The 25,628-nt window shown below is 52.9% G+C and carries 16 protein-coding genes and 2 pseudogenes; 12 read left to right on the top strand and 6 right to left on the bottom strand.

Going from position 1 to position 25,628, the window contains the following annotated elements; genetic code table 11:
- The 4 genes and pseudogenes from FDX01_RS23765 to FDX01_RS11790 all read right to left on the bottom strand — a co-directional run.
- Positions 1–144: pseudogene (locus FDX01_RS23765) on the bottom strand (DNA oxidative demethylase AlkB); the annotation flags it as partial.
- On the bottom strand, positions 144–1,208 hold the full coding sequence (gene ada, locus FDX01_RS11805) for a bifunctional DNA-binding transcriptional regulator/O6-methylguanine-DNA methyltransferase Ada (RefSeq protein WP_137399818.1): 1,065 nt from the start codon (positions 1,206–1,208) through the stop codon (positions 144–146). The pseudogene FDX01_RS23765 and the gene ada, both read right to left, overlap by 1 nt.
- Positions 1,209–1,287: 79 nt before the next feature.
- Positions 1,288–2,343, bottom strand: a complete 1,056-nt coding sequence (gene apbE / locus FDX01_RS11800; protein ID WP_117343437.1) for an FAD:protein FMN transferase ApbE — start codon at positions 2,341–2,343, stop codon at positions 1,288–1,290.
- 116 nt (positions 2,344–2,459) lie between these two features.
- A complete protein-coding gene (locus FDX01_RS11790) occupies positions 2,460–3,575 on the bottom strand; it encodes a porin OmpC (protein WP_137399817.1) in 1,116 nt (371 codons plus the stop codon).
- Between the two features lie 740 nt (positions 3,576–4,315).
- Here FDX01_RS11790 and rcsD point away from each other — a divergent pair.
- Both rcsD and rcsB read left to right on the top strand, forming a co-directional pair.
- Positions 4,316–6,985 (top strand): phosphotransferase RcsD, encoded by a 2,670-nt coding sequence (gene rcsD / locus FDX01_RS11785; RefSeq protein ID WP_115257941.1) that lies wholly within the window; start codon positions 4,316–4,318, stop codon positions 6,983–6,985.
- A gap of 16 nt (positions 6,986–7,001) precedes the next feature.
- Positions 7,002–7,652 carry a response regulator transcription factor RcsB gene (gene rcsB / locus FDX01_RS11780; RefSeq protein ID WP_045445418.1) on the top strand — a complete coding sequence of 217 codons (651 nt, stop codon included), beginning with the start codon at positions 7,002–7,004 and terminating at the stop codon, positions 7,650–7,652.
- Between the two features lie 114 nt (positions 7,653–7,766).
- On the opposite strand, the gene rcsC is transcribed toward rcsB, so the two are convergent.
- Complete coding sequence (gene rcsC, locus FDX01_RS11775) at positions 7,767–10,613, bottom strand: two-component system sensor histidine kinase RcsC (RefSeq protein ID WP_137399816.1); 2,847 nt, start codon at positions 10,611–10,613, stop codon at positions 7,767–7,769.
- A 167-nt stretch (positions 10,614–10,780) separates the two neighbouring features.
- Here rcsC and atoS point away from each other — a divergent pair, with 167 nt between their 5' ends.
- The 6 genes from atoS to FDX01_RS11745 all read left to right on the top strand — a co-directional run bounded on the left by atoS (position 10,781) and on the right by FDX01_RS11745 (position 18,044).
- Positions 10,781–12,619, top strand: a complete 1,839-nt coding sequence (gene atoS, locus FDX01_RS11770) for a two-component system sensor histidine kinase AtoS (protein WP_137399815.1) — start codon at positions 10,781–10,783, stop codon at positions 12,617–12,619.
- Entirely contained in the window at positions 12,616–14,001 is a 1,386-nt protein-coding gene (atoC, locus tag FDX01_RS11765) for an acetoacetate metabolism transcriptional regulator AtoC (RefSeq protein WP_137399814.1), read from the top strand. The genes atoS and atoC overlap by 4 nt, the downstream gene beginning before the upstream one ends.
- A gap of 196 nt (positions 14,002–14,197) precedes the next feature.
- The gene (gene atoD, locus FDX01_RS11760; protein ID WP_117343431.1) at positions 14,198–14,857 is read left to right on the top strand and encodes an acetate CoA-transferase subunit alpha; all 660 of its coding nucleotides are present in this window, start codon (positions 14,198–14,200) and stop codon (positions 14,855–14,857) included.
- 2 nt (positions 14,858–14,859) lie between these two features.
- Positions 14,860–15,510 (top strand): 3-oxoacid CoA-transferase subunit B, encoded by a 651-nt coding sequence (locus FDX01_RS11755; protein WP_115257936.1) that lies wholly within the window; start codon positions 14,860–14,862, stop codon positions 15,508–15,510.
- Positions 15,507–16,829, top strand: coding sequence for a TIGR00366 family protein (locus tag FDX01_RS11750; protein ID WP_115257935.1), 1,323 nt, complete (start codon positions 15,507–15,509; stop codon positions 16,827–16,829). The genes FDX01_RS11755 and FDX01_RS11750 overlap by 4 nt, the downstream gene beginning before the upstream one ends.
- Positions 16,830–16,859: 30 nt before the next feature.
- The gene (locus tag FDX01_RS11745; protein ID WP_115257934.1) at positions 16,860–18,044 is read left to right on the top strand and encodes an acetyl-CoA C-acetyltransferase; all 1,185 of its coding nucleotides are present in this window, start codon (positions 16,860–16,862) and stop codon (positions 18,042–18,044) included.
- A 42-nt stretch (positions 18,045–18,086) separates the two neighbouring features.
- On the opposite strand, the gene gyrA is transcribed toward FDX01_RS11745, so the two are convergent.
- A complete protein-coding gene (gene gyrA, locus FDX01_RS11740) occupies positions 18,087–20,723 on the bottom strand; it encodes a DNA topoisomerase (ATP-hydrolyzing) subunit A (protein ID WP_096756410.1) in 2,637 nt (878 codons plus the stop codon).
- A 158-nt stretch (positions 20,724–20,881) separates the two neighbouring features.
- Here gyrA and ubiG point away from each other — a divergent pair, with 158 nt between their 5' ends.
- The 4 genes and pseudogenes from ubiG to FDX01_RS23760 all read left to right on the top strand — a co-directional run.
- Entirely contained in the window at positions 20,882–21,610 is a 729-nt protein-coding gene (gene ubiG, locus FDX01_RS11735) for a bifunctional 2-polyprenyl-6-hydroxyphenol methylase/3-demethylubiquinol 3-O-methyltransferase UbiG (protein WP_096756409.1), read from the top strand.
- Positions 21,611–21,979: 369 nt separating this feature from the next.
- Positions 21,980–24,265: a class 1a ribonucleoside-diphosphate reductase subunit alpha gene (nrdA, locus tag FDX01_RS11730; protein WP_096756408.1), complete on the top strand. Its 2,286-nt coding sequence runs from the start codon at positions 21,980–21,982 to the stop codon at positions 24,263–24,265.
- A 112-nt stretch (positions 24,266–24,377) separates the two neighbouring features.
- Entirely contained in the window at positions 24,378–25,508 is a 1,131-nt protein-coding gene (nrdB, locus tag FDX01_RS11725; RefSeq protein WP_096756407.1) for a class Ia ribonucleoside-diphosphate reductase subunit beta, read from the top strand.
- Positions 25,508–25,628, top strand: a pseudogene (locus FDX01_RS23760) (2Fe-2S ferredoxin); the annotation flags it as partial. The gene nrdB and the pseudogene FDX01_RS23760, both read left to right, overlap by 1 nt.

Genomic DNA, 25,628 nt, shown 5'->3' with positions numbered 1-25,628 from the left:
CTGGCGAAACGGCGATTGTCTGACGACAACCGCCATTTCCTGTAATAAAGAAGGCGCGGCATCAAACGCAAAACGGCGCAAAATGACCGCACCGGACGCCAGCGGCTCCTGCCAGGGTTTTGCCTGCGCAAAGAGATCGAGCATTATCTGTCCTCACCTGTGGTTTCACGGTGCAGCAGTTGCGCCTTGCGGGCGACGCCCCAGCGATAACCCGAAAGCGCGCCATCGCCGCGGATCACCCGATGACACGGGATCACAATCGCCAGCTTATTTGCTCCGCAGGCACTCGCCACAGCGCGCACCGCTTTCGGTTTCCCCACGGCATTCGCCAACTGCTGGTAGCTCACCGTTTCGCCACAGGGAATGTCACGCAGCGCCTGCCACACCTGCTGCTGAAACGCGGTTCCCCTAATATCCAGCGGCAGCGACAATGGGGTATTGCGTGAGTTAATGACCGCGATCACTTCGCGCACACGCTGTTGAAAATCGAGATCCGCAGGCACACCACGTGCTGCAGGAAACAGTTCATGCAGCTCAGATACCAGCGTAGCATCGTCGTCACCGAGTAAAATTGCGCAGATACCGCGTTCACTTTCCGCTACCAGGCAGCGGCCCAGTGCGCAGTCCGCCACGGTATAGCGAATCGCCAGCTTATCGCCGCCTTGACGAAACTGCTTTGCCGTCATGCCCAGCGCTCCATCCGCTTTACGGTAATAGCTGCTGCTGTCGGGGAAGCCGGCATTCAAAATCGCCTGGGTCACCGGTGCGCCTTTCGCCAGCGCGTCACGCAAACGCCTGACGCGCCAGGACTGCTGCCACGCTTTCGGCGTCATGCCCGTCGTAGCTTTAAACAGACGATGTAGATGAAACGGGCTCATCGCCACTTGCTGGGCTAAAGCCTCCAGCGTGAGCGGCGACTCCTGCTCTAACAGCTGGCACGCCAGGCTAATCTTCTCCAGCCGCTGCTGCTGCGCGTTGGCTTTATCCGGCTGACAGCGTTTGCAGGGACGAAATCCTGCCGCTAACGCCTGCCCGGCATCGGCAAAGAAACGGACATTTTTACGCAGCGCATGTTTAGCCCGACATGACGGTCGACAAAAGATACCCGTGGTCTGTACGGCAAAAACAAACTGACCGTCAGCGTCCGCGTCACGCTGTAACACAGACTGCCAACGGTCCTCATCGGTTACGCGTTGAAGATTATTCATAATGGACTCCTTTGTTAAGCATAGTGCTTAGCCTCAGTGTGTCCGCATTGCAGGGCATAAAAACCTGCAATCTTGCTTTTTAATTTTTATCGCTGACCAGAAAGCTTTCGAACTGCGGCGACATCCAGGTTTTAAACCCCTCGCCTTCTTTGAAGATCATATAAACCGCCAGCCCTTCACGACGCACCACCTCTTTGGCTTTATCCGTGCCGAGCACCATCAGGCCGGTATCCCAGCCGTCGGCTTCCAGTGCCGTAGGCGCAATCACCGTCACCGAGACCAGATTATGCTCAATTGGCCGACCGGTTTGCGGATCGATAACATGCGACAGACGCTTTCCGTCCAGTTCGTAATAATTGCGATAACTGCCGGACGTGCTGATGCCATGACCGTTAATATCTACAACCGCCTGCACCGCGTTTTCCCGATCGGTGGGTTTCTGGATCGCTACTCGCCACGGACGTCCCTCGGCGTTCATTCCCCGGCTGTTCAGCGCCCCACCAACGGACACCAGATAACGGGCGATCCCCTCCTGCTCCATCAGTCGGGCCAGATGATCGGCAGCATAACCTTCACCAACGGTAGAGAGATCGACATACAGATCCGGTAGATCTTTCTGCAGATAGTTCTGCCGCGTGTCATTGATTACGCTCAGGTGCTGCAGCCCGGTTTGTGCTTTTGCTGCATCAATTTGTGCCTGCGTGGGGATATGCAGCGGCTGCTTGTCCGGACCAAATCCCCACAGGTTAACCAACGGGCCGACGGTGATGTCCATCGCGCCATCGGTTTTCGCGCCAATACGTAGCGCCGAGGTGATGATATCCGCCATGGCATCGTTGACCGGCCAGGGCGACAGGCTTTTCGACAAGTTAAAACGCATCAGCGCAGAATCGTTTTTATAGGTAGAGAGCAGCTGATCGTCAGCATCAAGCTGCGTCTGGATCTTGACCCGCAGTTCTTCGGCGCGTTTAGCATCAACGTTCACCACGCTAACCCGCCAGAAGGTGCCCATCGTTTTGCCTTCCAGTACGGTGGCCGCAGGCGGTGTGGTCTGAACCGGCTTTGGTGCGTTATCGCAGCCGACAAAAAAGATCGTCACAGCCAACAGGGCTGCGCGGCAAAAATTCATATCCATACGTGATTATCCTCATGCGAACGGACGCAAGAGTACACCAAAAAGGGTTGCCTGTACGCCGGAATAACGGCATTAAAAAAGGCCCCGCAGGGCCTTTTAATAACAATGAACGCAGATTAGAACTGGTAAACCAGACCCAGCGCTACGATATCATCGGTAGAGATACCCGCATCACGGGTGAAGTTGTTGTCATCCAGCAGGTTGATTTTGTAATCAACATAGGTAGACATGTTTTTGTTGAAGTAGTAAGTCGCGCCAACATCAACATATTTCAGGATGTCTTCGTCGCCATAACCACGACCCAGGTCTTTACCTTTGGACTGCAGGTAAGCCACGGACGGACGCAGACCGAAGTCGAACTGGTACTGTGCAACGGCTTCGAAGTTCTGCGCTTTGTTAGCCCAGCCTAAATCACCTGCACGCGTTGCGTTGTAGGTCTGGGTGTACTGTGCTGCCAGGTACACGTTGTTCGCGTCGTATTTCAGACCACCGGTGTAGGTTTCAGCACGATCGCCAGTACCGAAGTTTAAACGGTTCTGCTCGTCAGTACGTTTGGAGCTGGTGACTGCGGTACCCAGCGCGAAGCCTTCACCGATATCATACGTGATCGATCCGCCAACACCGTCGCCATTCTGACGCAGTGCATCACGACCGTTGTTGGTCACGCCAGTGAACGCTCTGCCGTTCTCGTCTTCGCCGCTCACGCTACCGTTTTTGCCCTGGTACTGAATGGCAAAGTTCAGACCATCAACCAGACCGAAGAAATCGGTGTTACGGTAGGTCGCGAAGCCGTTACCACGCTGCTGCATGAAGTTATCAGAACCGTAAGTGTCACCGCCGAATTCCGGCAGAACGTCGGTCCAGGACGTTACGTCGTAAACCACGCCGTAGTTACGACCGTAGTCGAAAGAACCGGCATCAGCGAATTTCAGACCCGCAAACGCCACACGGGTCCAGGAGTTGTTTTCACTTTCAGCCGCGTTACCCTGAATCTGGTATTCCCACTGGCCGTAACCGGTCAGTTGGTCGTTAACCTGAGTTTCGCCTTTGAAGCCGATACGCATATAAGTCTTGTCACCATCATCACCTTTGTTATCGGAGAAATAGTGCAGACCGTCGACTTTACCGTACAGGTCTAATTTGTTGCCGTCTTTGTTGTAAATTTCAGCCGCATTCGCGGTACCTGCTACCAGCAGAGCTGGGACCAGGAGGGACAGTACTTTGACTTTCATGTTATTAACCCTCTGTTATATGCCTTTATTGCTTTTTTTATGCCACTGCATACTGATTACGTTCATTAACCAGTCGGCAACTTCATTCTCCGCAAAAACACAGAATAATCCAACACGAATATGATACTAAAACTTTAAAGGTGTTTCATTTATCCACATAGATGTTTCAAAATGTTAATACCAGGGAACTTTTTAAAAATCAAAAAATGAGCAAAATAAGCACGAATAGTCAAGAAACATACGGATAGCGATATAAATCAATCAATTGCATTCAAAAAACTCATAGCACTGAATGACAAAACAAAATCTTCACTCGCAACTAAAATAGCACTGCTATCATCATTAACTTTATTTATTACCGTCATTCATTCTTGAATGTCTGTTTACCCCTATTTCAACCGAATGCTCTGCGTTCGGTTTTTTTTTACCCTAATTTACACAAAACTGACAGTCCTGTGCTACCAACCAAAAACTATAACAATTATTAACTATTTCTTTGTGTATTAATCACACCTAAGCTTATCTAATAATTTCTTGTTATTTAATGCTAATTTCTTAGGTTCAAAATTTCTATTTGTACCTGACACGGTGGACTGTACAGATTGACCACGCCGTGACGAAGCAAGATGTGCGGTAAACACATGCCATGCGTCCAGTGCTGCGAGAGTATGGCAATTCATCCATTACCCTTTATACTGCCCCTTCATCTTAAGCATCGTTCTAACAGGTCTTAAACACGAATGAGTCAGTCAGACACAACGGCTTCTACCCGATTTTCCCTACTTCCGGGAAGTATTACCCGTTTCTTCTTATTACTGATCGTTGTGCTGTTAGTGATGATGGGTGTGATGGTCCAGAGCGCGGTCAACACCTGGCTAAAAGATAAGAGCTATCAGATTGTCGATATCACGCATGCCATCCATAAACGAGTAGATACCTGGCGGTACGTCACGTGGCAAATTTATGACAATATTGCCGCCACCCCGCAATCCGCCACAGCGGATGGACTACAAGAAACCCGTTTGAAACAAGATATCTACTATCTTGAGAAACCACGCAGAAAAACCGAAGCGCTTATTTTTGGCTCGCATGACAGCTCAACGCTGGAGATGACCCAGCGTATCTCAACCTACCTGGATACCCTGTGGGGAGCCGAGAATGTCCCATGGTCAATGTATTATCTCAATGGCCAGGACAACAGCCTGATCCTGATTTCGACGTTGCCACTGAAAGATCTGACCTCCGGCTTTAAAGAGTCGACGATTGGTAATATCGTCGATTCGCGCCGCGCAGAAATGCTACAGCAGGCCAATGCGCTGGATGAACGTGAAAGCTTCTCCTCACTGCGCCGCCTGGTCTGGCAAAACGGCCATTACTTCACACTGCGTACCACCTTTAATCAGCCGGGACATCTGGCCACCGTGGTGGCGTTTGACCTGCCCATTAATGATCTGATCCCACCAGGAATGCCGCTGGACAGTTTTCATCTGGAACCTGATGCCACCTCAACGGTCGAGCACAGTAATGAAAAAGAGTCGCCTGACAGCGTCAGTATCAGCTTCAATAACGCCAAAATTGAGATTTCATCGGCGCTAAACTCAACGGATATGCGACTGGTCTGGCAGGTCCCGTTCGGTTCATTGCTGCTCGACACCTTGCAAAATATCCTGCTGCCGCTGTTGCTGAACATCGCATTGCTGGCACTGGCGTTGTTTGGCTATACCACCTTTCGCCACCTCCCTGCCCGCTCGACCGACGTAGCGCCAAACCTTGCCGCCAATAATGAATTACGCGTTTTGCGAGCAATCAACGAAGAGATTGTTTCACTGCTGCCGCTGGGCTTATTGGTGCACGACCAGGAGGCTAACCGTACGGTCATCAGCAATAAAATTGCCGACCACCTGCTGCCGCATTTGAATTTGCAAAACATAACTAGCATGGCTGAGCAGCATCAGGGCGTGATCCAGGCCACCATTAATAATGAACTGTATGAAATCCGACTGTTCCGCAGCCAGATATCACCGCGTACGCAGATCTTTATTATTCGCGACCAGGACAAAGAAGTGCTGGTGAATAAAAAACTGAAACAAGCCCAGCGCCTGTATGAGAAAAATCAGCAGGCCCGCGCCGCATTTATGCAGAATATCGGCAGTGCCCTGAAAGATCCGGCCAGAATACTGGCCGTTAATGCCGCCGCACTCAATACGCCTGACAGCCAAAAACTGGCAAATCAGGCCGATGTGCTGGTGCAAATGGTTGATGAAATTCAGTTGGCCAATATTCTCGAGAGCGACAGCTGGAAAAGCGAGTCCACGCTGTTCTCCGTTCAAACGTTAATTGATGAAGTGGTGCCTGACGTTCTGCCGGTCATTAAACGCAAAGGCCTGCAGCTGCTGATTAAAAATAACCTCAGCGCCAGCGATGAACGCCGCGGCGACCGTGACGCCCTGCGCCGTATTCTGCTGCTGTTGATTCAATACGCGGTAACCACCACGCAAATTGGGAAAATTACCCTCGAAGTTGACCAGGATGAATCAGAGGCAGAGCGCCTTACCTTCCGTATTCTGGATACTGGTGAAGGCGTAACGTTGAATGAAATTGATAATCTACATTTTCCGTTCATCAATGAAACGCAGGGCGATCGCTATGGCAAAGCCAACCCGCTGACGTTTTGGCTATGCGATCAGCTGGCCCGTAAACTGGGCGGGCACCTGAATATCAAAGCGCGTGAAGAACTTGGAACGCGTTATATCGTCCATGTTAAAATGCCGCTGCATGACCAACATGCTGACATTGAAGAGCGCCTGTTGGATGACGTCTGCGTAATGGTTGATGTCACCTCCAGTGAGGTACGTAGCATCGTATTACGTCAGTTAGAAAACTGGGGAGCCACCTGCATCACGCCCGATGAACGGTTGAGTAGTCAAGAATATGATCTCTTTTTAACTGATAATCCGTCTAATCTTACTGCCTCGGGCTTGCTTTTAAGCGATGATGAGTCTGGCGTACGCAAAATTGGCCCTGGTCAGCTGCGCGTCAACTTTAATATGAGCAATGCTATGCAGGAAGCTGTCCTCGAGCTAATAGAAGAGCAGCTGGCGCAGGAAGAGATCCAGGAAATCCCCCTCGGCGGAGATGAAAACGCCGAACTTCATGCCAGTGGTTACTATGCACTCTTTGTAGACACAGTACCGGATGATGTTAAGAGGTTGTATACTGAGGCGGAAACCAGCGATTTCGCTGCGTTAGCCCAAACCGCCCATCGCCTGAAAGGCGTGTTTGCCATGCTTAATCTGGTACCCGGCAAGCAGTTATGTGAAGCGCTGGAACATCTTATTCAAGAAAAAGATGCTCCAGGTATAGAAAAGTACATCAGCGACATTGACACTTACGTCAAGAGCTTGCTGTAGCAAGGTAGCCCAATACATGAACACTATGAACGTAATTATTGCCGATGACCATCCGATTGTACTGTTCGGTATTCGTAAATCACTTGAGCAAATCGAATGGGTGAACGTTGTCGGCGAATTTGAAGACTCCACTGCACTGATCAACAATTTGCCGAAATTAGACGCGCATGTGTTGATAACCGATCTCTCTATGCCGGGAGATAAATACGGTGACGGGATCACGTTAATTAAATACATCAAGCGCCATTTCCCGAGCCTGTCGATCATCGTCCTGACCATGAACAACAACCCGGCGATCCTCAGCGCGGTGCTGGATCTCGACATTGAAGGGATCGTGCTGAAACAGGGTGCGCCAACGGATCTGCCAAAAGCACTGGCGGCGCTGCAAAAAGGCAAGAAATTTACCCCAGAAAGCGTTTCTCGTTTGCTGGAGAAAATCAGTGCCAGCGGGTATGGTGACAAACGTCTTTCGCCGAAAGAGAGCGAAGTTCTGCGCCTGTTCGCGGAAGGTTTCCTGGTCACTGAAATCGCCAAAAAGCTCAACCGCAGCATTAAAACCATCAGTAGCCAGAAAAAGTCCGCGATGATGAAACTGGGCGTTGAAAACGATATCGCCCTGCTTAATTATCTCTCGTCCGTGACGCTAAGCCCGTCCGACAAAGACTGATTCCTTTTACCATCAACATGCCTGATGGCGCTATGTTTATCAGGCCTACGAACGATACCTCACTGAGGTATGTTCCGTAGGCCGGATAAGGCAAACGCCGCCATCCGGCATTTTTTATCCCCGCGTTTTTCTCACTCTTTCCGCATACACCGTCAGCGTCTGCTTCAGCACATCCAACGTCACCGGCTTGGATAAGCAACTATCCATCCCTGACTCCAGACAACGCTGCTTCTCTTCTGCCAGTGCGTTCGCCGTTACGCCAACCACCGGCAATGTGAGCCCCAGCTGACGAATGCGCTGCGTCAGGCGGTAACCGTCCATATTCGGCATGTTGACGTCGCTCAACACGATATCGATATGATTTTTGCTCAGCACATTGAGTGCGTCTACACCATCATTGGCCGTTTTACACTGATACCCCAACGATCCCAACTGATCGGCCAACAAGCGACGGTTGATCGGATGATCGTCAACCACCAGAATCATCATGTCATCGTGGGTACTGCCGATTTTATCCGGGGCAGGCAGCGCGCTGGAGAGATTTTCATCCTCCAGCTCAACGCGATATATATGCGCCAGCAGCGCAGGCAGCTCGTGCGGTGAGGCCACGCTGTGCACCCACTCACCCGGCGCTCTCTCCTGCGGAATGCCGATATGTCGGCGACAGAAAATCACCGCGGCGCGTCCCTGCCATGCCTGTTCTTGCACATCATCGGCAATCAGCACGTCATCAGCGTCGGGTTGCTGACCTTCATAGCGCAGCACCGTCATCCCGTTACGCGTCAGGCTGGCTTCGATAAAGCGATACAGTGAAGCATTACGTACCGCCAGCCAGCAGCGGGTATTGGTCAGCCCTTCCACACTTTTCTTCAGTGGATACTGCGCACCATACAGTGGAATACGCACCGTAAACTGGCTGCCCATTCCGGGTTCGGAATCGACGGCTATATCACCATCCATCATGCTGATCAGTTTTTCACAAATCGCCAGCCCCAATCCGGTCCCCTGGAAATTACGCTGAACGCCGGTGCCGACCTGAAAGAACGGATCGAACAGACGCACGACTTCTTTGGCCGGAATGCCCACGCCGGTATCACGTACGCGAATACTGAGATAATCACCATGACGCTGCACATGCAGCACAATGCAGCCGGTATCGGTGAACTTAATCGCATTGCTCAACAGATTAGAGATCACCTGCTGCAAGCGCATGGGATCGCCATTCAACGCCACCGGCACATCCGGTTCGATGAAACAGTACAATCCCAGCTGCTTACGTACCACCAGCGGCAGGTAGTTGGCCGTTATGTGGTTCATCACCTCGCGCGGTGAAAACTCACGCGGCTCAATCTTAAGCTGTTCAGATTCAATTTTTGAGAAGTCGAGAATATCGCTGATAATTTTCAGCAGCAGGCTGGAGGAGTTGTTCATCGCCGTGACCAACCGATCGACACCACTCGGCAACTCTTTGGTTTGCAGCAAATCCAGGTTGCCGATAATGCCGTACAGCGGCGTACGCAGCTCATGGCTGACCGTGGCGAGGAACATCGATTTAGACTGGCTAGCCTGCTCCGCTGCCTGCGCCATCTCCTGCAGCGACTCTTCCATTTTGACACGTGCGCTAACATCAACCAGTACGCAAATCGCCACGTTTTCATTGCGATAGCGCGAATGCACAAAGCTGATTTGCAGATTGGTATTATTGCTGGTGAGCACATCAACGAAATTAACCTGCTGACCGCAGATGATCTGTGTTAGCCGCTGCCTGTCCTCGTGGGTCAACATATTCAGATAGGTATGCGCCAACTCGTTACTCAGGATGTTAATACCGTCGATAGTGCGCAGAATACAAATACCGACTGGCGCAGAGGCAACAATTTTACGGTTAAACTGTTCATGTTCTTCCAGACGCTGGGCATCGCTTTCCGCAGGGATAAAAATACGTCGCTCATACATACGTGCCAGCATAAACAACGCCGCACCCACCAGCACATTCAACAGAATAGCGTTGAGGATCAACATGCGAATACGTTCCAGCACCAGATCGACCGGGACGGAATACACAATACTGAGCGATGATGGCGGCAGATTTTTCTTCAGCACCAGCTCGCGAAAACCCGGCGTATAACCAAACCAGGAACGCTCCTGCATCCAACGCGGTTCAGCTTTGATCGTCCCCTCAGGGCCAGCCAGCGAAATCAGCGCGTGACCATTTTCATCAAGGATAGTCACGCCCATCGGCAGATTACCCGGCGTGAAGAAGTTTTCCATACGAATCGGCTGCTCAACGCCAAGCAGCGCCTGCAGGCGATTAGCCAGATACACCGGCGTCAGCGCATAAAAATAGCCCACGCCCGGACGCGGCCCCTGGCTTATCCAGAACAGGTTATTGCCGTTTTCGTCCTGCGGCGCATTGCGGTACTTAACGATGCGTTCATGCAACGCTTTCAACGCCTCATCGCGTTCAACGGGCATATCACGCAGACCAAAGTTGGCCATACACAGGTTATCGCTGCCGATCAGAAACACGCGGTTTAAGTCATAGGCGGCGGAGAAATTGTCGCGCCAGTAGCGCATAAACCACGCCAGCGATTCCAGTGAACCACGCCAGGCGTTGCCCATCACCGCACAGTCGGAATCAGCAAACAACGGCTCAAAATTAGGCACAACGGTTTTGTCATCCCGCGCCCGCAACGACATCACGCCGTTTTCCGCCGTTAAGCGGTTCTCTGCAATATATTTCAGCTCTTTGATCACATCAGACGTGCGCTGAATGTAGCGCTGCGCCTGATCGGAGCTAAGCGTAAACTCCTGACGGATCTCCGATTCTCGCTGATGCAGCGCATTCACAATGTAGAACACACTCGCAAAAGCAATCAGAAGCCAGACCAGCAGCGCCAGCGCTCTGAACAGGTAGCGTGAGACTTTTAGGGTTGCATGAACAGAAGCAAGGTATTTCAAAGGGGCGAAGCTCCGCCTCAGGGTATGAATAAGTGTGGTTAAGGTAGCGGTAAATGCCCGGCGTCGCAATGCCCTCTCTTTACGGGAATATGATACACCGCTGAGAAAACATTATCTTAACCCCTGATAATCGTCGTTTGACTTAAATACCTTGTACGGATGTCAGAATGCCCGACCTGAAATGGCTGACGCGTCGTTTAACCCCGCGACGTTTACGCAACCAAATGATCATGATGGCCATTCTGATGGTGACAGTACCGACGATATCCATTGGTTATATCGTAGAAACCGAAGGCCGTTCAGCAGTCTTATCTGAAAAAGAGAAAAAACTGTCATCGGTGTTAGCCCTGCTAAACGATGCCTTGGGCGATCGTTTTAGCGACTATGCAAATTTGCCGCGTGACGCGCGCATTCGTGCGCTTAATCAGGCGCTGGGTCCCATCACCGAGCGCATCACACAGGCGTTTCCCGGCGTGGGCGCGGGCTACTACCACAAAGCCCTCGATGCCGTGATCACCTACTCCCCTTCTGCGCTTTATCAGGGCAATGTGGGACTCACTATCTCACCTGACCACCCAGGACGTGACGTGATGAGCACCCAGTCGGCCATCGTCGTCTCAGGCCAACAGGTGCGCGGCGACATCCTTAATTCAATGCTACCGATCAAACGTCATGGTGAGGTTATTGGCTATATCTGGGCCAACGAACTGACGGAAGATATTCGCCAGCAAGCGAGAAAAATGGACGTCAGAATCGTCGCCGTGCTGGCGGCAGGACTGCTCATCAGCCTGCTGCTGATCGTGCTGTTCTCCCGCCGTCTCAGCGCCAATATCGACATCATCACCGAAGGTCTGTTAACGCTGGGACAAAAGACGCCAACCCGACTGCCAGAATTGCCCGGCGAACTGGGGCAAATTAGCCGCAGCGTCAATGCGCTGGCGCAAACGCTGCTGGAAACCAAAACCCTTAACGATCTGATTATTGAAAACGCCGCCGACGGGGTGATTGCTATCGACAGGCAGGGTGATGTCACCACGATGAACCCCGCAGCGGAACAAATTACCGGTTACACGTTGCATGAGTTAGTCGGGCAACCTTATGCCAGGATTTTTTCCAACACCCCATTTTCCAGCCCGGTGCTGGATACGCTGGAACATGGTACCGAACATGTCGCTCAGGAAGTCAGCTTTCCCGGACGCGACCGTGTCATTGAGATAAGCGTCACTTCCAGCCGGATCCATAATGCACACGGTGAACTGATCGGCGCATTGGTTTTCTTCTCCGATTTAACCGCCCGTAAAGAGACCCAGCGGCGACTGGCACAAACTGAACGGCTTGCCACCCTCGGCGAACTGATGGCCGGAGTGGCTCATGAAGTGAGAAATCCGCTGACGGCAATCCGTGGTTATGTGCAGATTATCCGCCAACAAACGACCTTGCCGGAGCATCAGGAATATTTATCCGTGGTGCTGAACGAGATTGACTCAATCAACAGGGTCATTCAGCAACTGTTGGATTTTTCTCGTCCGCGACGCAGCAAATGGCAGCAGGTACAGCTCAATACGCTGATTGCAGAAACGCTGATCCTGGTTCAAACCGCTGGTATTCAGGCGCGCATTAATTTTACCACGGAGTTACACCCCAACCTGCCGGCGATCGTTGCCGATCGCGAGTTACTTAAGCAGGTGATCCTCAACATTTTAATCAACGCGGTACAAGCCATCAGCGCACGCGGTGACATTAAGATCCGTACCTGGCAATACGCGGCGTCACAACAGGCGGTGACCATCGAGGATAACGGCTGCGGCATCGATATTGCGCTGCAGAAAAAAATATTTGATCCGTTCTTCACCACCAAAGCCTCGGGAACAGGGCTTGGTCTGGCCCTCAGCCAGCGGATTATTAACGCCCATCAGGGCGATATTCGCGTCGCCAGCATGCCAGGCTGCGGTGCAACCTTCACCCTTATTTTACCGACTCATCCGCAGGAAACCCCGTCAGAATGAAAACCACCTACCGTATTCTCATCGTTGATGATGAAGCCAATGTTTGCCGTATGCTGACTACCGCGTTTTCTCTGCAAGGACATGAGACGCACAGCGCCTGCGACGGTAAGGCTGGCCTGGCGCTGTTTAACGAAAAGCAGCCTGACGTAGTGTTGATGGACATTCGCATGCCGGTCATGGACGGTATTGAGGCACTGAAAGTCATGCGTACTCAGCAACCGCGTATCCCCGTCATTTTGATGACTGCTTATGCTGAAGTCGAAACAGCGGTAGAAGCCTTACGCAGCGGCGCATTTGATTACGTGATCAAACCTTTCGATCTGGATGAGCTTAACCTGGTTATCCAGCGCGCGTTGCAGCTACAGGCGATGAAGCAGGAGATCCGCAACCTGCATAAAGCGCTAAGCACCAGCTGGCAATGGGGGCATATCCTGACCAACAGCCCGCTAATGCAGGATATCTGTAAAGATACGGCGAAAATCGCCCTCTCGCAGGCCAGCGTGTTGGTAAGCGGTGAGAGCGGCACCGGAAAAGAGCTGATCGCCCGGGCGATCCACTACAACAGCCGACGCGCAAACGGTCCTTTTATCAAAATCAACTGCGCCGCCCTGCCGGAATCGTTACTGGAAAGCGAGCTGTTCGGTCATGAAAAGGGGGCGTTTACCGGGGCGCAAACGCTACGCCAGGGTTTATTCGAACGCGCCCATCAGGGTACGCTTTTCCTTGATGAAATTGGCGAAATGCCACCAGGTCTGCAGGCGAAGCTGCTGCGCATTTTGCAGGAAAGAGAATTTGAACGCATCGGCGGGCATCAAACCATTCGCGTCGATATCCGCATTATCGCCGCCACCAACCGTAGCCTGCAAACAATGGTGAAAGCAGGCACTTTCCGCGAAGATCTGTTTTATCGTTTGAATGTCATCCACCTTCAGCTGCCACCGTTACGTGAGCGGCGGGAGGATATCGCCCTGCTGGCCAACCATTTTTTACAAAAATTCAGTTCTGAGAATCAGCGCGATATCATCGATATCGACCCAACAGCAATGTCGATCCTCAGTGCCTGGTCGTGGCCGGGCAATATCCGTGAACTCTCCAATGTGATTGAACGCGCGGTGGTAATGAACACCGGCGCGGTGATTTTTGCCGACGATCTTCCCGACCAGTTCCGTTCACCCGTCAGCGCAATAACCGAAGTAAAACCCACTCAAACGGGGGAACGTAGCCTGAAAGAAGAAATTAAACGCGAGGAAAAACGGATCATCGTGGAGGTTCTTGAACAACAGGACGGAAACCGCACCCGCACGGCGCTGATGCTGGGTATCAGCCGACGCGCCCTGATGTATAAACTTCAAGAATATGACATCGACCCGACAGGGGTTTGAGACAGAAAGTTGCTATGCAGAATTTTGCACACTGCGCAAAACTCTGCATAGCCCCCCCATCACTATCACATAGCCTGAGAACAAATAACCCTACAAATTCAATGAATTAACGATATTCCTTTCTATTTCACCATTCTGGCATCCCGCTTGCAATTCCCTGATGTACCCAAAATGGACCAGGCAACAGGGAAATAGAATGAAAACAAAACTTCTTACCTTACAAGACGCTACACATTTCTTTCGCGACGGCATGACCATCATGGTCGGGGGCTTTATGGGCGTAGGTACCCCACCCCGTTTGGTTGAAGCTTTACTTGAGTCCGGCGTCAGAGACCTGACACTTATCGCTAACGATACCGCCTTTGTCGATACCGGGATCGGGCCGCTGATCGTCAATGGCCGTGTGAGCAAAGTGATTGCTTCGCACATTGGCACCAATCCTGAAACCGGTCGACGCATGATTGCCGGTGAAATGGAGGTTCAACTGGTGCCGCAAGGTACCCTGATAGAGCAAATCCGCTGCGGCGGCGCCGGGCTTGGCGGCTTTCTGACGCCTACCGGCGTCGGCACCATTGTCGAAGACGGCAAGCAGACCCTGACGCTTGATGGCAAAACCTGGCTGCTTGAACGCCCGTTGCGTGCAGACCTGGCGCTGATTCGTGCGCACCGCGCAGACATGCTTGGCAACCTCACCTATCAACTCAGCGCGCGCAATTTCAACCCACTGATCGCCCTTGCCGCCGACCTCACGCTGGTGGAGCCGGATGAAATGGTCGAAATAGGTGAGCTTCTCCCTGACCAGATAATCACCCCCGGCGCCGTTATCGACCACATCATTTGCCCTCTGGAGGCCTGATTATGGATGCTAAACAACGTATTGCGCGCCGCGTGGCGCAAGAACTTCGCGACGGCGACGTGGTGAATTTAGGTATAGGTCTGCCGACGATGGTCGCCAACTACCTGCCAGCCGATATTCACATTACCTTGCAGTCCGAGAACGGTTTTCTCGGGTTGGGTCCGGTCACCACCGCCCATCCCGATCTGGTCAACGCCGGTGGGCAACCGTGTGGTATTTTGCCCGGTGCCGCAATGTTTGATAGCGCCATGTCATTCGCGTTAATTCGCGGCGGCCATGTTGATGCCTGTGTCCTCGGTGGGTTGCAGGTTGATGAACAGGCTAACCTCGCCAACTGGGTGGTTCCCGGTAAGATGGTGCCCGGTATGGGCGGCGCAATGGATCTGGTCACCGGCGCGCGTAAAGTCATTATCGCCATGGAACATTGTGCGAAAGATGGCGCGGCTAAAATTCTCCGCCATTGCACCATGCCACTGACGGCCCAGCACGCGGTACATATGCTGGTCACCGAACTCGCCGTTTTCCGTTTCATCGACGGTAAAATGTGGCTGACAGAAATCGCGGAAGGCTGCGATATCACCGCCCTGCGTGAGAAAACCGACGCACAATTTGCTGTCGCCACCGACCTGGTCATCCTGCGAGGTGACGTATGATTGGCCGTATGTCACGCTTTATGACGCGTTTCGTCAGCCGCTGGCTGCCCGATCCGCTGATCTTCGCCATGCTGCTGACGCTGATAACGTTCGCCATTGCGCTGTGGTTGACGCCGCAAACACCGATCAGCATGGTCAAGTTCTGGGGAGACGGCTTCTGGAATCTGCTGGCATTTGGTATGCAGATGGCGCTGATCATCGTCACCGGCCACGCGCTGGCCAGCTCCGGTCCGGTTAAAAGTCTGCTGCGCACCGCCGCTTCAGCCGCTAAAACCCCCACACAGGGCGTTATGCTGGTGACATTCTTTGCCGCGGTCGCCAGCGTCATCAACTGGGGCTTTGGTCTGGTGGTGGGAGCGATGTTTGCTCGTGAAGTCGCCCGTCGGGTACCCGGCTCTGACTACCCGCTGCTGATTGCCTGCGCCTACATCGGCTTTCTGACCTGGGGTGGCGGCTTTTCCGGTTCAATGCCGTTGCTGGCAGCAACGCCGGGCAACCCGGTCGAGCACGTTGCCGGGTTAATTCCGGTCAGCGACACCCTGTTTACCGATTTCAATATTTTCATCACTCTGGCGCTCATTGTGGTCATGCCGTTCATCACACGCATGATGACGCCGAAACCGTCTGATGTGGTAAGCATCGATCCAAAATTATTGCTGGAAGAAGATGATTTCCAGAAGAAACTCCCGCCAGACGCACCGCCGTCCGAACGTCTGGAAGAGAGCCGTATTCTGACGCTGATCATTGGCGGACTGGGGATTGCTTACCTGGCACTGTATTTCGCCGACAAGGGTTTCAACCTCACCATCAACACCGTCAACCTGATGTTTATGATTGCCGGTCTGCTGCTGCACAAAACGCCAATGGCCTATATGCGTGCCGTCAGCGCCGCCGCCCGCAGCACCGCGGGGATCCTGGTACAGTTCCCCTTCTACGCCGGGATCCAACTAATGATGGAGCATTCCGGTCTCGGCGGGCTGATTACCGAATTCTTCATCGACGTCGCCAACAAAGACACCTTCCCATTAATGACTTTCTTCAGCTCCGCGCTGATTAACTTTGCCGTGCCATCAGGTGGCGGACACTGGGTTATTCAGGGACCGTTCGTGTTGCCTGCCGCGCAGGCGCTTGGTGCCGACCTGGGTAAATCGGTGATGGCCATCGCCTACGGCGAGCAGTGGATGAACATGGCGCAACCGTTCTGGGCATTACCTGCGCTGGCTATCGCCGGGCTGGGCGTGCGCGACATTATGGGCTACTGCATCACCGCCCTGCTTTTCTCCGGCGTCATTTTCGTCATTGGATTGACCTTGTTCTGACGGCAACCACTTATTTAAGGGAACAGAAAAATGAAAAATTGTGTCATCGTCAGTGCGGCGCGTACCGCAATCGGTAACTTTAATGGTTCACTGGCCACCACCGGCGCCGTCGAACTCGGAGCAACCGTGATTAAAGCCGCGCTAGAGCGCGCCCGCCTTGACCCACTCCGGGTTGACGAGGTGATCATGGGCAACGTGCTGCAGTCTGGTTTAGGACAGAACCCTGCACGCCAGGCGCTGTTAAAAAGCGGTCTCGCCGACACCGTATGCGGTTTTACCCTCAACAAAGTGTGCGGCTCGGGCCTCAAAAGCGTGGCGCTTGCCGCTCAGGCAATCCAGGCCGGACAAGCTCAGGCAATTGTCGCCGGCGGCATGGAAAACATGAGCCAGGCACCGTATTTGTTAGACGCCAAAGCCCGCTGGGGATATCGCCTCGGGGACGGACAATTGTCAGATGTAATCCTGCGCGACGGTCTGATCTGCGCCGAGCATGGCTACCATATGGGGATCACCGCTGAAAACGTTGCCAAGGAGTATGGCATTAGTCGGGAGATGCAGGATGAACTGGCGCTGATGTCGCAGCGTAAAGCGGTATCGGCAATAGAGTCAGGCGCATTTGAGGCAGAGATCGTCCCGGTGAGTGTGGTATCGCGGAAAAAAGCGATCATGTTTGATCGTGATGAATTCCCCAAAGCCGACTCTACGGCGGAAGGCCTTGCCGCATTACGTCCGGCCTTCGACAAAGCGGGCACCGTCACGGCCGGTAACGCTTCGGGGATCAACGACGGTGCCGCCGCGCTGGTAATCATGGAAGAAGCGGCGGCGCTGGCTGCTGGGCTGAAGCCGCTGGCGCGCATCAAAGCCTATGCCGGCGGCGGCGTCGCACCCGCCATCATGGGCATGGGGCCGGTTCCGGCAACGCAAAAAGTGCTGCAACTGAGCGGGCTTCAATTGTCTGATATCGACCTGATTGAAGCCAATGAGGCGTTTGCCGCACAGTTTCTGGCAGTAGGGAAAACGCTGGGATTTGATGCACAAAAGGTGAATGTCAACGGCGGAGCAATCGCGCTTGGGCACCCTATCGGCGCCAGCGGGGCGCGTATTCTGGTCACGTTGCTTCACGCGCTACAAGCGCGGGATAAAACTCTCGGACTGGCTACGCTGTGCATCGGCGGCGGTCAGGGGATTGCAATGATTGTGGAAAGGATGAACTAAAAAAAGGGCCGGATTTCTCCGGCCCTTCTCATTACGACTTAATTACTCTTCTGCGTCATCCGCCGCATCGTCATCGCTTTCTGCTTCAGGCGCGATATCATCGTCCCCTTCCGCAGCACTTCCGTCGATAGAATCCAGTTCTTCGTCATCAACCGGTTCAGCTACACGCTGCAGACCCACCACGTTTTCATCATCCGCCGTGCGGATGAGGATAACGCCCTGGGTGTTACGCCCAACCACGCTGATTTCCGACACGCGAGTACGCACCAGCGTACCAGCATCGGTGATCATCATGATCTGGTCGCTATCGGTCACCTGCACCGCGCCAACAACGGAACCGTTGCGTTCGGTGACTTTGATGGAGATAACGCCCTGCGTCGCACGCGACTTGGTCGGATACTCTTCTGCCGCAGTACGCTTACCATAACCGTTTTGCGTCACGGTCAGGATAGCGCCTTCGCCACGTGGAATAATCAGAGAAACGACTTTGTCTTCGCCCGCCAGTTTGATACCACGTACGCCGGTCGCAGTACGACCCATCGCACGAACGGCGTCTTCTTTGAAGCGCACCACTTTACCCGCGGCAGAGAACAGCATCGCTTCGTCAGACCCGGAGGTCAGATCCACGCCAATCAGTTCGTCGCCTTCATTCAGGTTAACCGCAATAATACCGGCTGAACGTGGACGGCTGAACTCGGTCAGCGCCGTTTTCTTCACGGTACCGCTAGCGGTTGCCATAAAGACGTTCACGCCCTCTTCGTACTCGCGTACCGGCAGAATCGCGGTGATACGTTCGTTGGCTTCCAGCGGCAGCAGGTTGACGATTGGACGTCCACGCGCACCACGGCTCGCTTCCGGCAGCTGATAGACCTTCATCCAGTACAGACGACCACGGCTGGAGAAGCACAGGATCGTGTCGTGGGTGTTGGCCACCAGCAGGCGGTCGATGAAGTCTTCTTCTTTAATTCGTGCTGCTGATTTACCCTTACCGCCACGACGCTGTGCTTCGTAATCGGTTAACGGCTGATATTTAACGTAACCCTGGTGAGACAAGGTCACGACAACATCTTCCTGGGTGATCAGATCTTCGATGTTGATGTCAGCGCTGTTGGCGGTGATTTCGGTGCGACGCTCATCACCGAACTGCTCGCGAACCAGCTCCATCTCTTCACGGATCACTTCCATCAGGCGATCGGCGCTGCCCAAAATGTGCAGCAATTCAGCGATCTGCTCCAGCAGCTCTTTGTATTCGTCGAGCAGTTTTTCATGCTCAAGGCCGGTCAGTTTCTGCAAGCGCAGATCCAAAATCGCCTGGGCTTGCTGTTCAGTCAGGTAGTACTGACCGTCACGCACGCCAAACTCAGGTTCCAGCCATTCAGGACGGGCAGCGTTATCACCGGCACGTTCCAGCATCGCCGATACGTTACCCAGCTCCCACGAACGGGCAACCAGTCCGGCTTTCGCTTCAGCCGGGGTCGGCGCACGACGGATCAGTTCAATGATCGGATCGATGTTGGCCAGTGCAATCGCTAACGCTTCAAGGATGTGGGCACGATCGCGGGCTTTACGCAGTTCAAAAATAGTACGGCGAGTAACCACTTCACGACGGTGACGCACAAACGCAGCGATAATATCTTTCAGGTTCATGATCTTCGGCTGACCATGGTGCAGCGCAACCATGTTAATACCGAAGGAAACCTGCAGCTGGGTCTGGGAGTAAAGGTTGTTGAGAACCACTTCCCCGACCGCGTCACGTTTGACTTCAATCACGATGCGCATACCGTCTTTATCAGACTCGTCACGCAGCGCGCTGATGCCTTCAACGCGTTTGTCTTTTACCAACTCGGCAATTTTCTCAATCAGGCGGGCTTTGTTCACCTGATACGGAATTTCGTGCACGATGATGGTTTCACGACCGGTTTTCGCGTCAGCTTCAACTTCCGCGCGGGCGCGAATGTACACTTTACCGCGACCAGTACGATAGGCTTCTTCAATACCACGACGACCGTTGATGATCGCGGCGGTCGGGAAGTCCGGGCCTGGGATGTGTTCCATCAGCCCTTCAATGCTGATGTCTTCATCGTCAATGTAGGCCAGACAGCCGTTAATCACTTCTGTCAGGTTGTGCGGCGGAATGTTGGTCGCCATACCTACCGCGATACCGGACGAACCGTTCACCAGCAGGTTAGGAATTTTGGTCGGCATGACGTCCGGAATGCGTTCGGTGCCGTCATAGTTATCGACGAAATCAACCGTTTCTTTTTCCAGGTCAGCCATCAGCTCGTGGGCGATTTTCGACATACGGATTTCCGTATAACGCATCGCTGCGGCGGAGTCGCCATCGACAGAACCAAAGTTACCCTGACCATCCACCAGCATGTAACGCAGGGAGAATGGCTGCGCCATACGAACAATGGTGTCGTAAACGGCGGTATCACCATGAGGGTGGTATTTACCGATTACGTCACCAACGACACGGGCAGATTTTTTATAGGCTTTATTCCAGTCGTTGCCCAATACGTTCATGGCGTAAAGTACGCGACGGTGAACCGGCTTCAGGCCATCTCGGACGTCCGGCAGCGCACGGCCAACAATGACCGACATCGCATAATCCAGATACGAGCTCTTCAGCTCTTCCTCAATGTTGACCGGTGTAATTTCTCTCGCAAGGTCGCTCATCTAACCGCTATCCCTCTACTGTATCCCGGATTCAAAGGTCGCAAATTATAACACATCCGTGCAGATTCAGGTAAATGGATTCCCCCTGAGAGAGGCTTTATTCATCCTGCCAGGCTGATATACTCGTTTGTATTGCTAATTAAGGAGTAGAAGCCCCAATGAATGCCGAAAAAGCCCCGGTGACTCAGAACGTTGACCATGAAGAAATTGCCAAATTTGAAGCAGTCGCGTCGCGCTGGTGGGATCTTGAAGGTGAATTTAAGCCTCTGCACCGCATTAACCCGCTGCGTCTGGGTTATATCACCGAGCGCTCAGGCGGGCTGTTTGGTAAAAAAGTGCTCGACGTCGGCTGCGGAGGCGGCATTCTGGCTGAAAGCATGGCGCGCGAAGGCGCAACAGTCACCGGCCTGGATATGGGTTTTGAACCGCTACAGGTGGCAAAACTGCATGCGCTGGAAAGTGGCATTCAGGTGGAATACGTACAAGAAACTGTAGAACAACACGCCGAAAAACATGCACACCAGTATGACGTAGTGACCTGCATGGAAATGCTGGAACACGTACCGGATCCGCAGTCGGTGGTCAGAGCCTGCGCGCAGTTGGTGAAACCAGGCGGCGAGGTGTTTTTCTCCACGCTCAATCGCAACGGCAAGTCGTGGCTGATGGCTGTGGTTGGCGCGGAGTACATTCTGCGCATGGTGCCCAAAGGCACGCATGATGTGAAAAAATTTATTAAGCCTGCGGAATTGTTACAGTGGGTTGATCAGACAGTGTTAAAAGAGCGCCACATGACCGGCCTGCACTACAACCCTATCACCAACACCTTTAAGCTGGGTCCAGGCGTGGACGTGAACTATATGGTGCACACCACCGCGAAAGCCGAGTAACTTATCTGCACGCCTGATGACGTTTCGCTTATCAGGCGTACAAACTCTGTGCCAGATCATATAACGTAATCGCTCTTCGATGAAGAAATCAGCACTCGATCAAATTTTCTATTTTTTTTCTCAATTATTGACATCCTCGCCAGGCCTTATAAGACGCGCACTTAGCGATTATTACCCTTTTGCAACCTCAATTTAACGCCAAAATCAACTCTTGTACTGAAAAGAATCCCTACTAGAATACTCACCATATAGCGTCTATCTTATCAAACAACCCCTACATATAGTATTTATCCACAGACTTAGTCACAACATGGCACTGTGGATAATACGGGGGATATTTTTTTCTTTCACGGACAGGTAAAAAACCACATGAATCAGAGTCTGCTGGTGACAAAGCGTGATGGTAGTACAGAGCGCATCAATCTCGACAAAATCCACCGAGTTCTGGATTGGGCGGCAGAAGGACTGAATAACGTATCGATTTCTCAGGTCGAGCTTCGCTCCCACATTCAGTTTTATGACGGCATCAAGACTTCCGATATTCACGAAACGATTATCAAAGCCGCCGCCGATCTGATCTCCCGCGATGCACCGGATTATCAATATCTGGCCGCTCGTCTGGCGATTTTCCACCTGCGCAAGAAAGCCTACGGTGAGTTCGAACCGCCAAAACTGTATGACCATGTTGTTAAAATGGTTGAGATGGGCAAATACGACAATCATCTGCTGGAAGACTACACGGAAGAAGAGTTCAAGCAGATGGACTCGTTCATCGAACATGACCGCGATATGACCTTCTCCTATGCTGCCGTGAAGCAGTTAGAAGGCAAATATCTGGTACAAAACCGCGTCACCGGTGAAATTTACGAAAGCGCTCAGTTCCTCTATATTCTGGTAGCAGCTTGCCTGTTCTCGAACTACCCGCGTGAAACCCGTCTGGAATACGTTAAGCGTTTCTACGACGCCGTTTCGACGTTTAAAATTTCGCTGCCAACGCCAATCATGTCTGGCGTGCGTACCCCAACCCGTCAGTTCAGCTCTTGCGTGCTGATCGAGTGCGGCGACAGCCTGGACTCCATTAACGCGACCTCCAGCGCCATCGTGAAATACGTTTCCCAGCGCGCTGGTATCGGCATCAACGCTGGACGCATTCGTGCGCTGGGTAGCCCGATTCGCGGCGGTGAAGCGTTCCACACCGGCTGTATCCCGTTCTATAAACACTTCCAGACTGCGGTGAAATCCTGCTCTCAGGGCGGCGTACGCGGCGGTGCGGCCACGCTGTTCTACCCGATGTGGCATCTGGAAGTTGAAAGCCTGCTGGTACTGAAAAACAACCGTGGCGTCGAGGGCAACCGCGTACGTCACATGGACTACGGCGTACAGATCAACAAGTTGATGTACACTCGCCTGCTGAAAGGCGGCGACATCACCCTGTTCAGCCCGTCTGACGTTCCGGGCTTGTACGACGCGTTCTTCGCCGATCAGGACGAATTCGAGCGCCTGTACACCCAATACGAAAACGATGACAGCATTCGTAAACAACGCGTAAAAGCGGTTGAGCTGTTCTCGCTGATGATGCAGGAACGCGCCTCTACCGGTCGTATCTACATTCAGAACGTTGACCACTGCAACACCCACAGCCCGTTTGATCCTGCTATCGCACCAGTGCGCCAGTCCAACCTGTGCCTGGAAATCGCGCTGCCGACCAAACCGCTGACCGACGTTAACGACGAAAACGGTGAAATTGCCCTGTGTACGCTGTCTGCCTTTAACCTCGGCGCTATCAACAGCCTCGACGAACTGGAAGAGCTGGCCGTGCTGGCGGTACGTGCACTGGATGCGCTGCTGGATTATCAGGATTATCCGATCCCGGCAGCTAAACGCGGTGCCATGGGTCGCCGTACGCTGGGTATTGGCGTGATCAACTACGCTTACTGGCTGGCGAAGAACGGTAAACGTTACTCTGACGGCAGCGCCAATAACCTGACCCACAAAACCTTTGAAGCCATTCAGTATTACCTGCTGAAAGCCTCGAATGAGCTGGCTAAAGAGCAAGGCGCGTGCCCGTGGTTTAACGAAACCACCTATGCCAAAGGTATTCTGCCGATCGATACCTACAAGAAAGATTTGGATGCCATCGTCAACGAACCGCTGCACCACGACTGGGAAGCGTTGCGTGAATCGATCAAGACTCACGGTCTGCGTAACTCCACACTCTCTGCTCTGATGCCGTCTGAGACCTCTTCGCAGATTTCCAACGCCACCAACGGCATTGAGCCACCGCGCGGTCACGTGAGTATCAAAGCCTCGAAAGATGGCATCCTGCGTCAGGTAGTACCGGATTACGAACACCTGAAAAATGCCTATGAACTGCTGTGGGAAATGCCCAATAACGACGGCTACCTGCAACTGGTTGGCGTGATGCAGAAGTTTATCGATCAATCGATTTCAGCCAATACCAACTACGATCCGTCCCGCTTCCCGTCAGGGAAAGTGCCGATGCAGCAATTGCTGAAAGACCTGCTCACCGCCTACAAATTTGGTGTCAAAACGCTGTATTATCAGAACACCCGCGACGGTGCTGAAGATACTCAGGACGATATGGTGCCGTCTATCCAGGACGATGGCTGCGAAAGCGGCGCATGTAAGATCTGATGAATAATGCCGGGTGGCGCTACGCTTACCCGGCCTACGATTGCACGGTTTGTAGGCCGGATAAGGTGCTTGCACCGCCATCCGGCGCTCATCCCACAAAGGATTCACATCAATGGCATACACCACTTTTTCACAGACGAAAAATGACCAGCTACTGGAACCGATGTTCTTCGGCCAGCCGGTGAACGTCGCGCGCTATGATCAGCAAAAATATGACATCTTCGAAAAACTGATCGAAAAGCAGCTCTCTTTCTTCTGGCGTCCGGAAGAGGTCGATGTTTCTCGTGACCGCATTGACTTTCAGGCGCTGCCAGAACATGAAAAACACATTTTTATCAGCAACCTGAAGTACCAGACCTTACTGGACTCCATTCAGGGGCGCAGCCCGAACGTGGCGTTGTTGCCGCTGATCTCGATCCCTGAGCTGGAAACCTGGGTGGAAACGTGGGCCTTCTCCGAAACCATTCACTCACGCTCTTACACCCATATCATCCGTAACATTGTTAACGATCCGGCGGTGGTATTTGACGATATCGTCACCAATGAGCAGATTCAGAAGCGTGCAGAAGGCATCTCCAGCTACTACGACGAGTTAATCGAGATGACCAGCTACTGGCATCTGCTGGGCGAAGGTACGCACACGGTCAATGGTAAGACGGTTGTCGTGAACCTGCGCGAGCTGAAGAAGAAACTGTATCTGTGCCTGATGAGCGTTAACGCACTGGAAGCGATCCGCTTCTACGTCAGCTTCGCCTGCTCTTTTGCTTTTGCCGAGCGCGAACTGATGGAAGGCAACGCGAAAATCATTCGCCTGATCGCCCGTGACGAAGCCCTGCACCTGACCGGGACCCAGCATATGCTGAACCTGTTGCGCAGCGGCGTAGACGATCCGGAAATGGCAGAGATTGCCGAAGAGTGTAAACAGGATTGCTACGACCTGTTCGTACAGGCCGCAGTGCAGGAAAAAGAGTGGGCTGATTACCTGTTCCGCGACGGTTCAATGATCGGTCTGAACAAAGATATTCTGTGCCAGTACGTCGAGTACATCACTAACATTCGTATGCAGGCCGTAGGGCTTGACCTGCCGTTCCAGACGCGTTCGAACCCCATTCCGTGGATCAACACCTGGCTGGTGTCCGATAACGTGCAGGTTGCACCGCAAGAAGTGGAAGTCAGCTCTTATCTGGTCGGGCAAATCGATGCCGAAGTCGATACCGACGATCTGAGTAATTTCCAGCTCTGATGGGCCGTATTACCCTGCGCATCTCTGGCACGCAGCTGCTGTGCCAGGATGAACATCCTTCCCTGCTGGCCGCGCTTGAATCGCACAATGTTGAGGTCGAGTATCAATGTCGTGAAGGCT

Origin of the sequence: Citrobacter sp. wls613 (assembly GCF_005281195.1) — a bacterium.
Classification (GTDB): domain Bacteria; phylum Pseudomonadota; class Gammaproteobacteria; order Enterobacterales; family Enterobacteriaceae; genus Citrobacter; species Citrobacter gillenii.
This window is presented reverse-complemented; position numbering and strand designations above follow the sequence as displayed.

Bases quoted from the DNA above. Each gene is read 5' to 3' on its own strand.
- ada (WP_137399818.1), bottom strand. From the start codon at position 1,208: ATGAATAATCTTCAACGCGTAACCGATGAGGACCGTTGGCAGTCTGTG.
- apbE (WP_117343437.1), bottom strand. From the start codon at position 2,343: ATGGATATGAATTTTTGCCGCGCAGCCCTGTTGGCTGTGACGATCTTT.
- FDX01_RS11790 (WP_137399817.1), bottom strand. From the start codon at position 3,575: ATGAAAGTCAAAGTACTGTCCCTCCTGGTCCCAGCTCTGCTGGTAGCA.
- rcsD (WP_115257941.1), top strand. From the start codon at position 4,316: ATGAGTCAGTCAGACACAACGGCTTCTACCCGATTTTCCCTACTTCCG.
- rcsB (WP_045445418.1), top strand. From the start codon at position 7,002: ATGAACACTATGAACGTAATTATTGCCGATGACCATCCGATTGTACTG.
- atoS (WP_137399815.1), top strand. From the start codon at position 10,781: ATGCCCGACCTGAAATGGCTGACGCGTCGTTTAACCCCGCGACGTTTA.
- atoC (WP_137399814.1), top strand. From the start codon at position 12,616: ATGAAAACCACCTACCGTATTCTCATCGTTGATGATGAAGCCAATGTT.
- atoD (WP_117343431.1), top strand. From the start codon at position 14,198: ATGAAAACAAAACTTCTTACCTTACAAGACGCTACACATTTCTTTCGC.
- FDX01_RS11755 (WP_115257936.1), top strand. From the start codon at position 14,860: ATGGATGCTAAACAACGTATTGCGCGCCGCGTGGCGCAAGAACTTCGC.
- FDX01_RS11750 (WP_115257935.1), top strand. From the start codon at position 15,507: ATGATTGGCCGTATGTCACGCTTTATGACGCGTTTCGTCAGCCGCTGG.
- FDX01_RS11745 (WP_115257934.1), top strand. From the start codon at position 16,860: ATGAAAAATTGTGTCATCGTCAGTGCGGCGCGTACCGCAATCGGTAAC.
- gyrA (WP_096756410.1), bottom strand. From the start codon at position 20,723: ATGAGCGACCTTGCGAGAGAAATTACACCGGTCAACATTGAGGAAGAG.
- ubiG (WP_096756409.1), top strand. From the start codon at position 20,882: ATGAATGCCGAAAAAGCCCCGGTGACTCAGAACGTTGACCATGAAGAA.
- nrdA (WP_096756408.1), top strand. From the start codon at position 21,980: ATGAATCAGAGTCTGCTGGTGACAAAGCGTGATGGTAGTACAGAGCGC.
- nrdB (WP_096756407.1), top strand. From the start codon at position 24,378: ATGGCATACACCACTTTTTCACAGACGAAAAATGACCAGCTACTGGAA.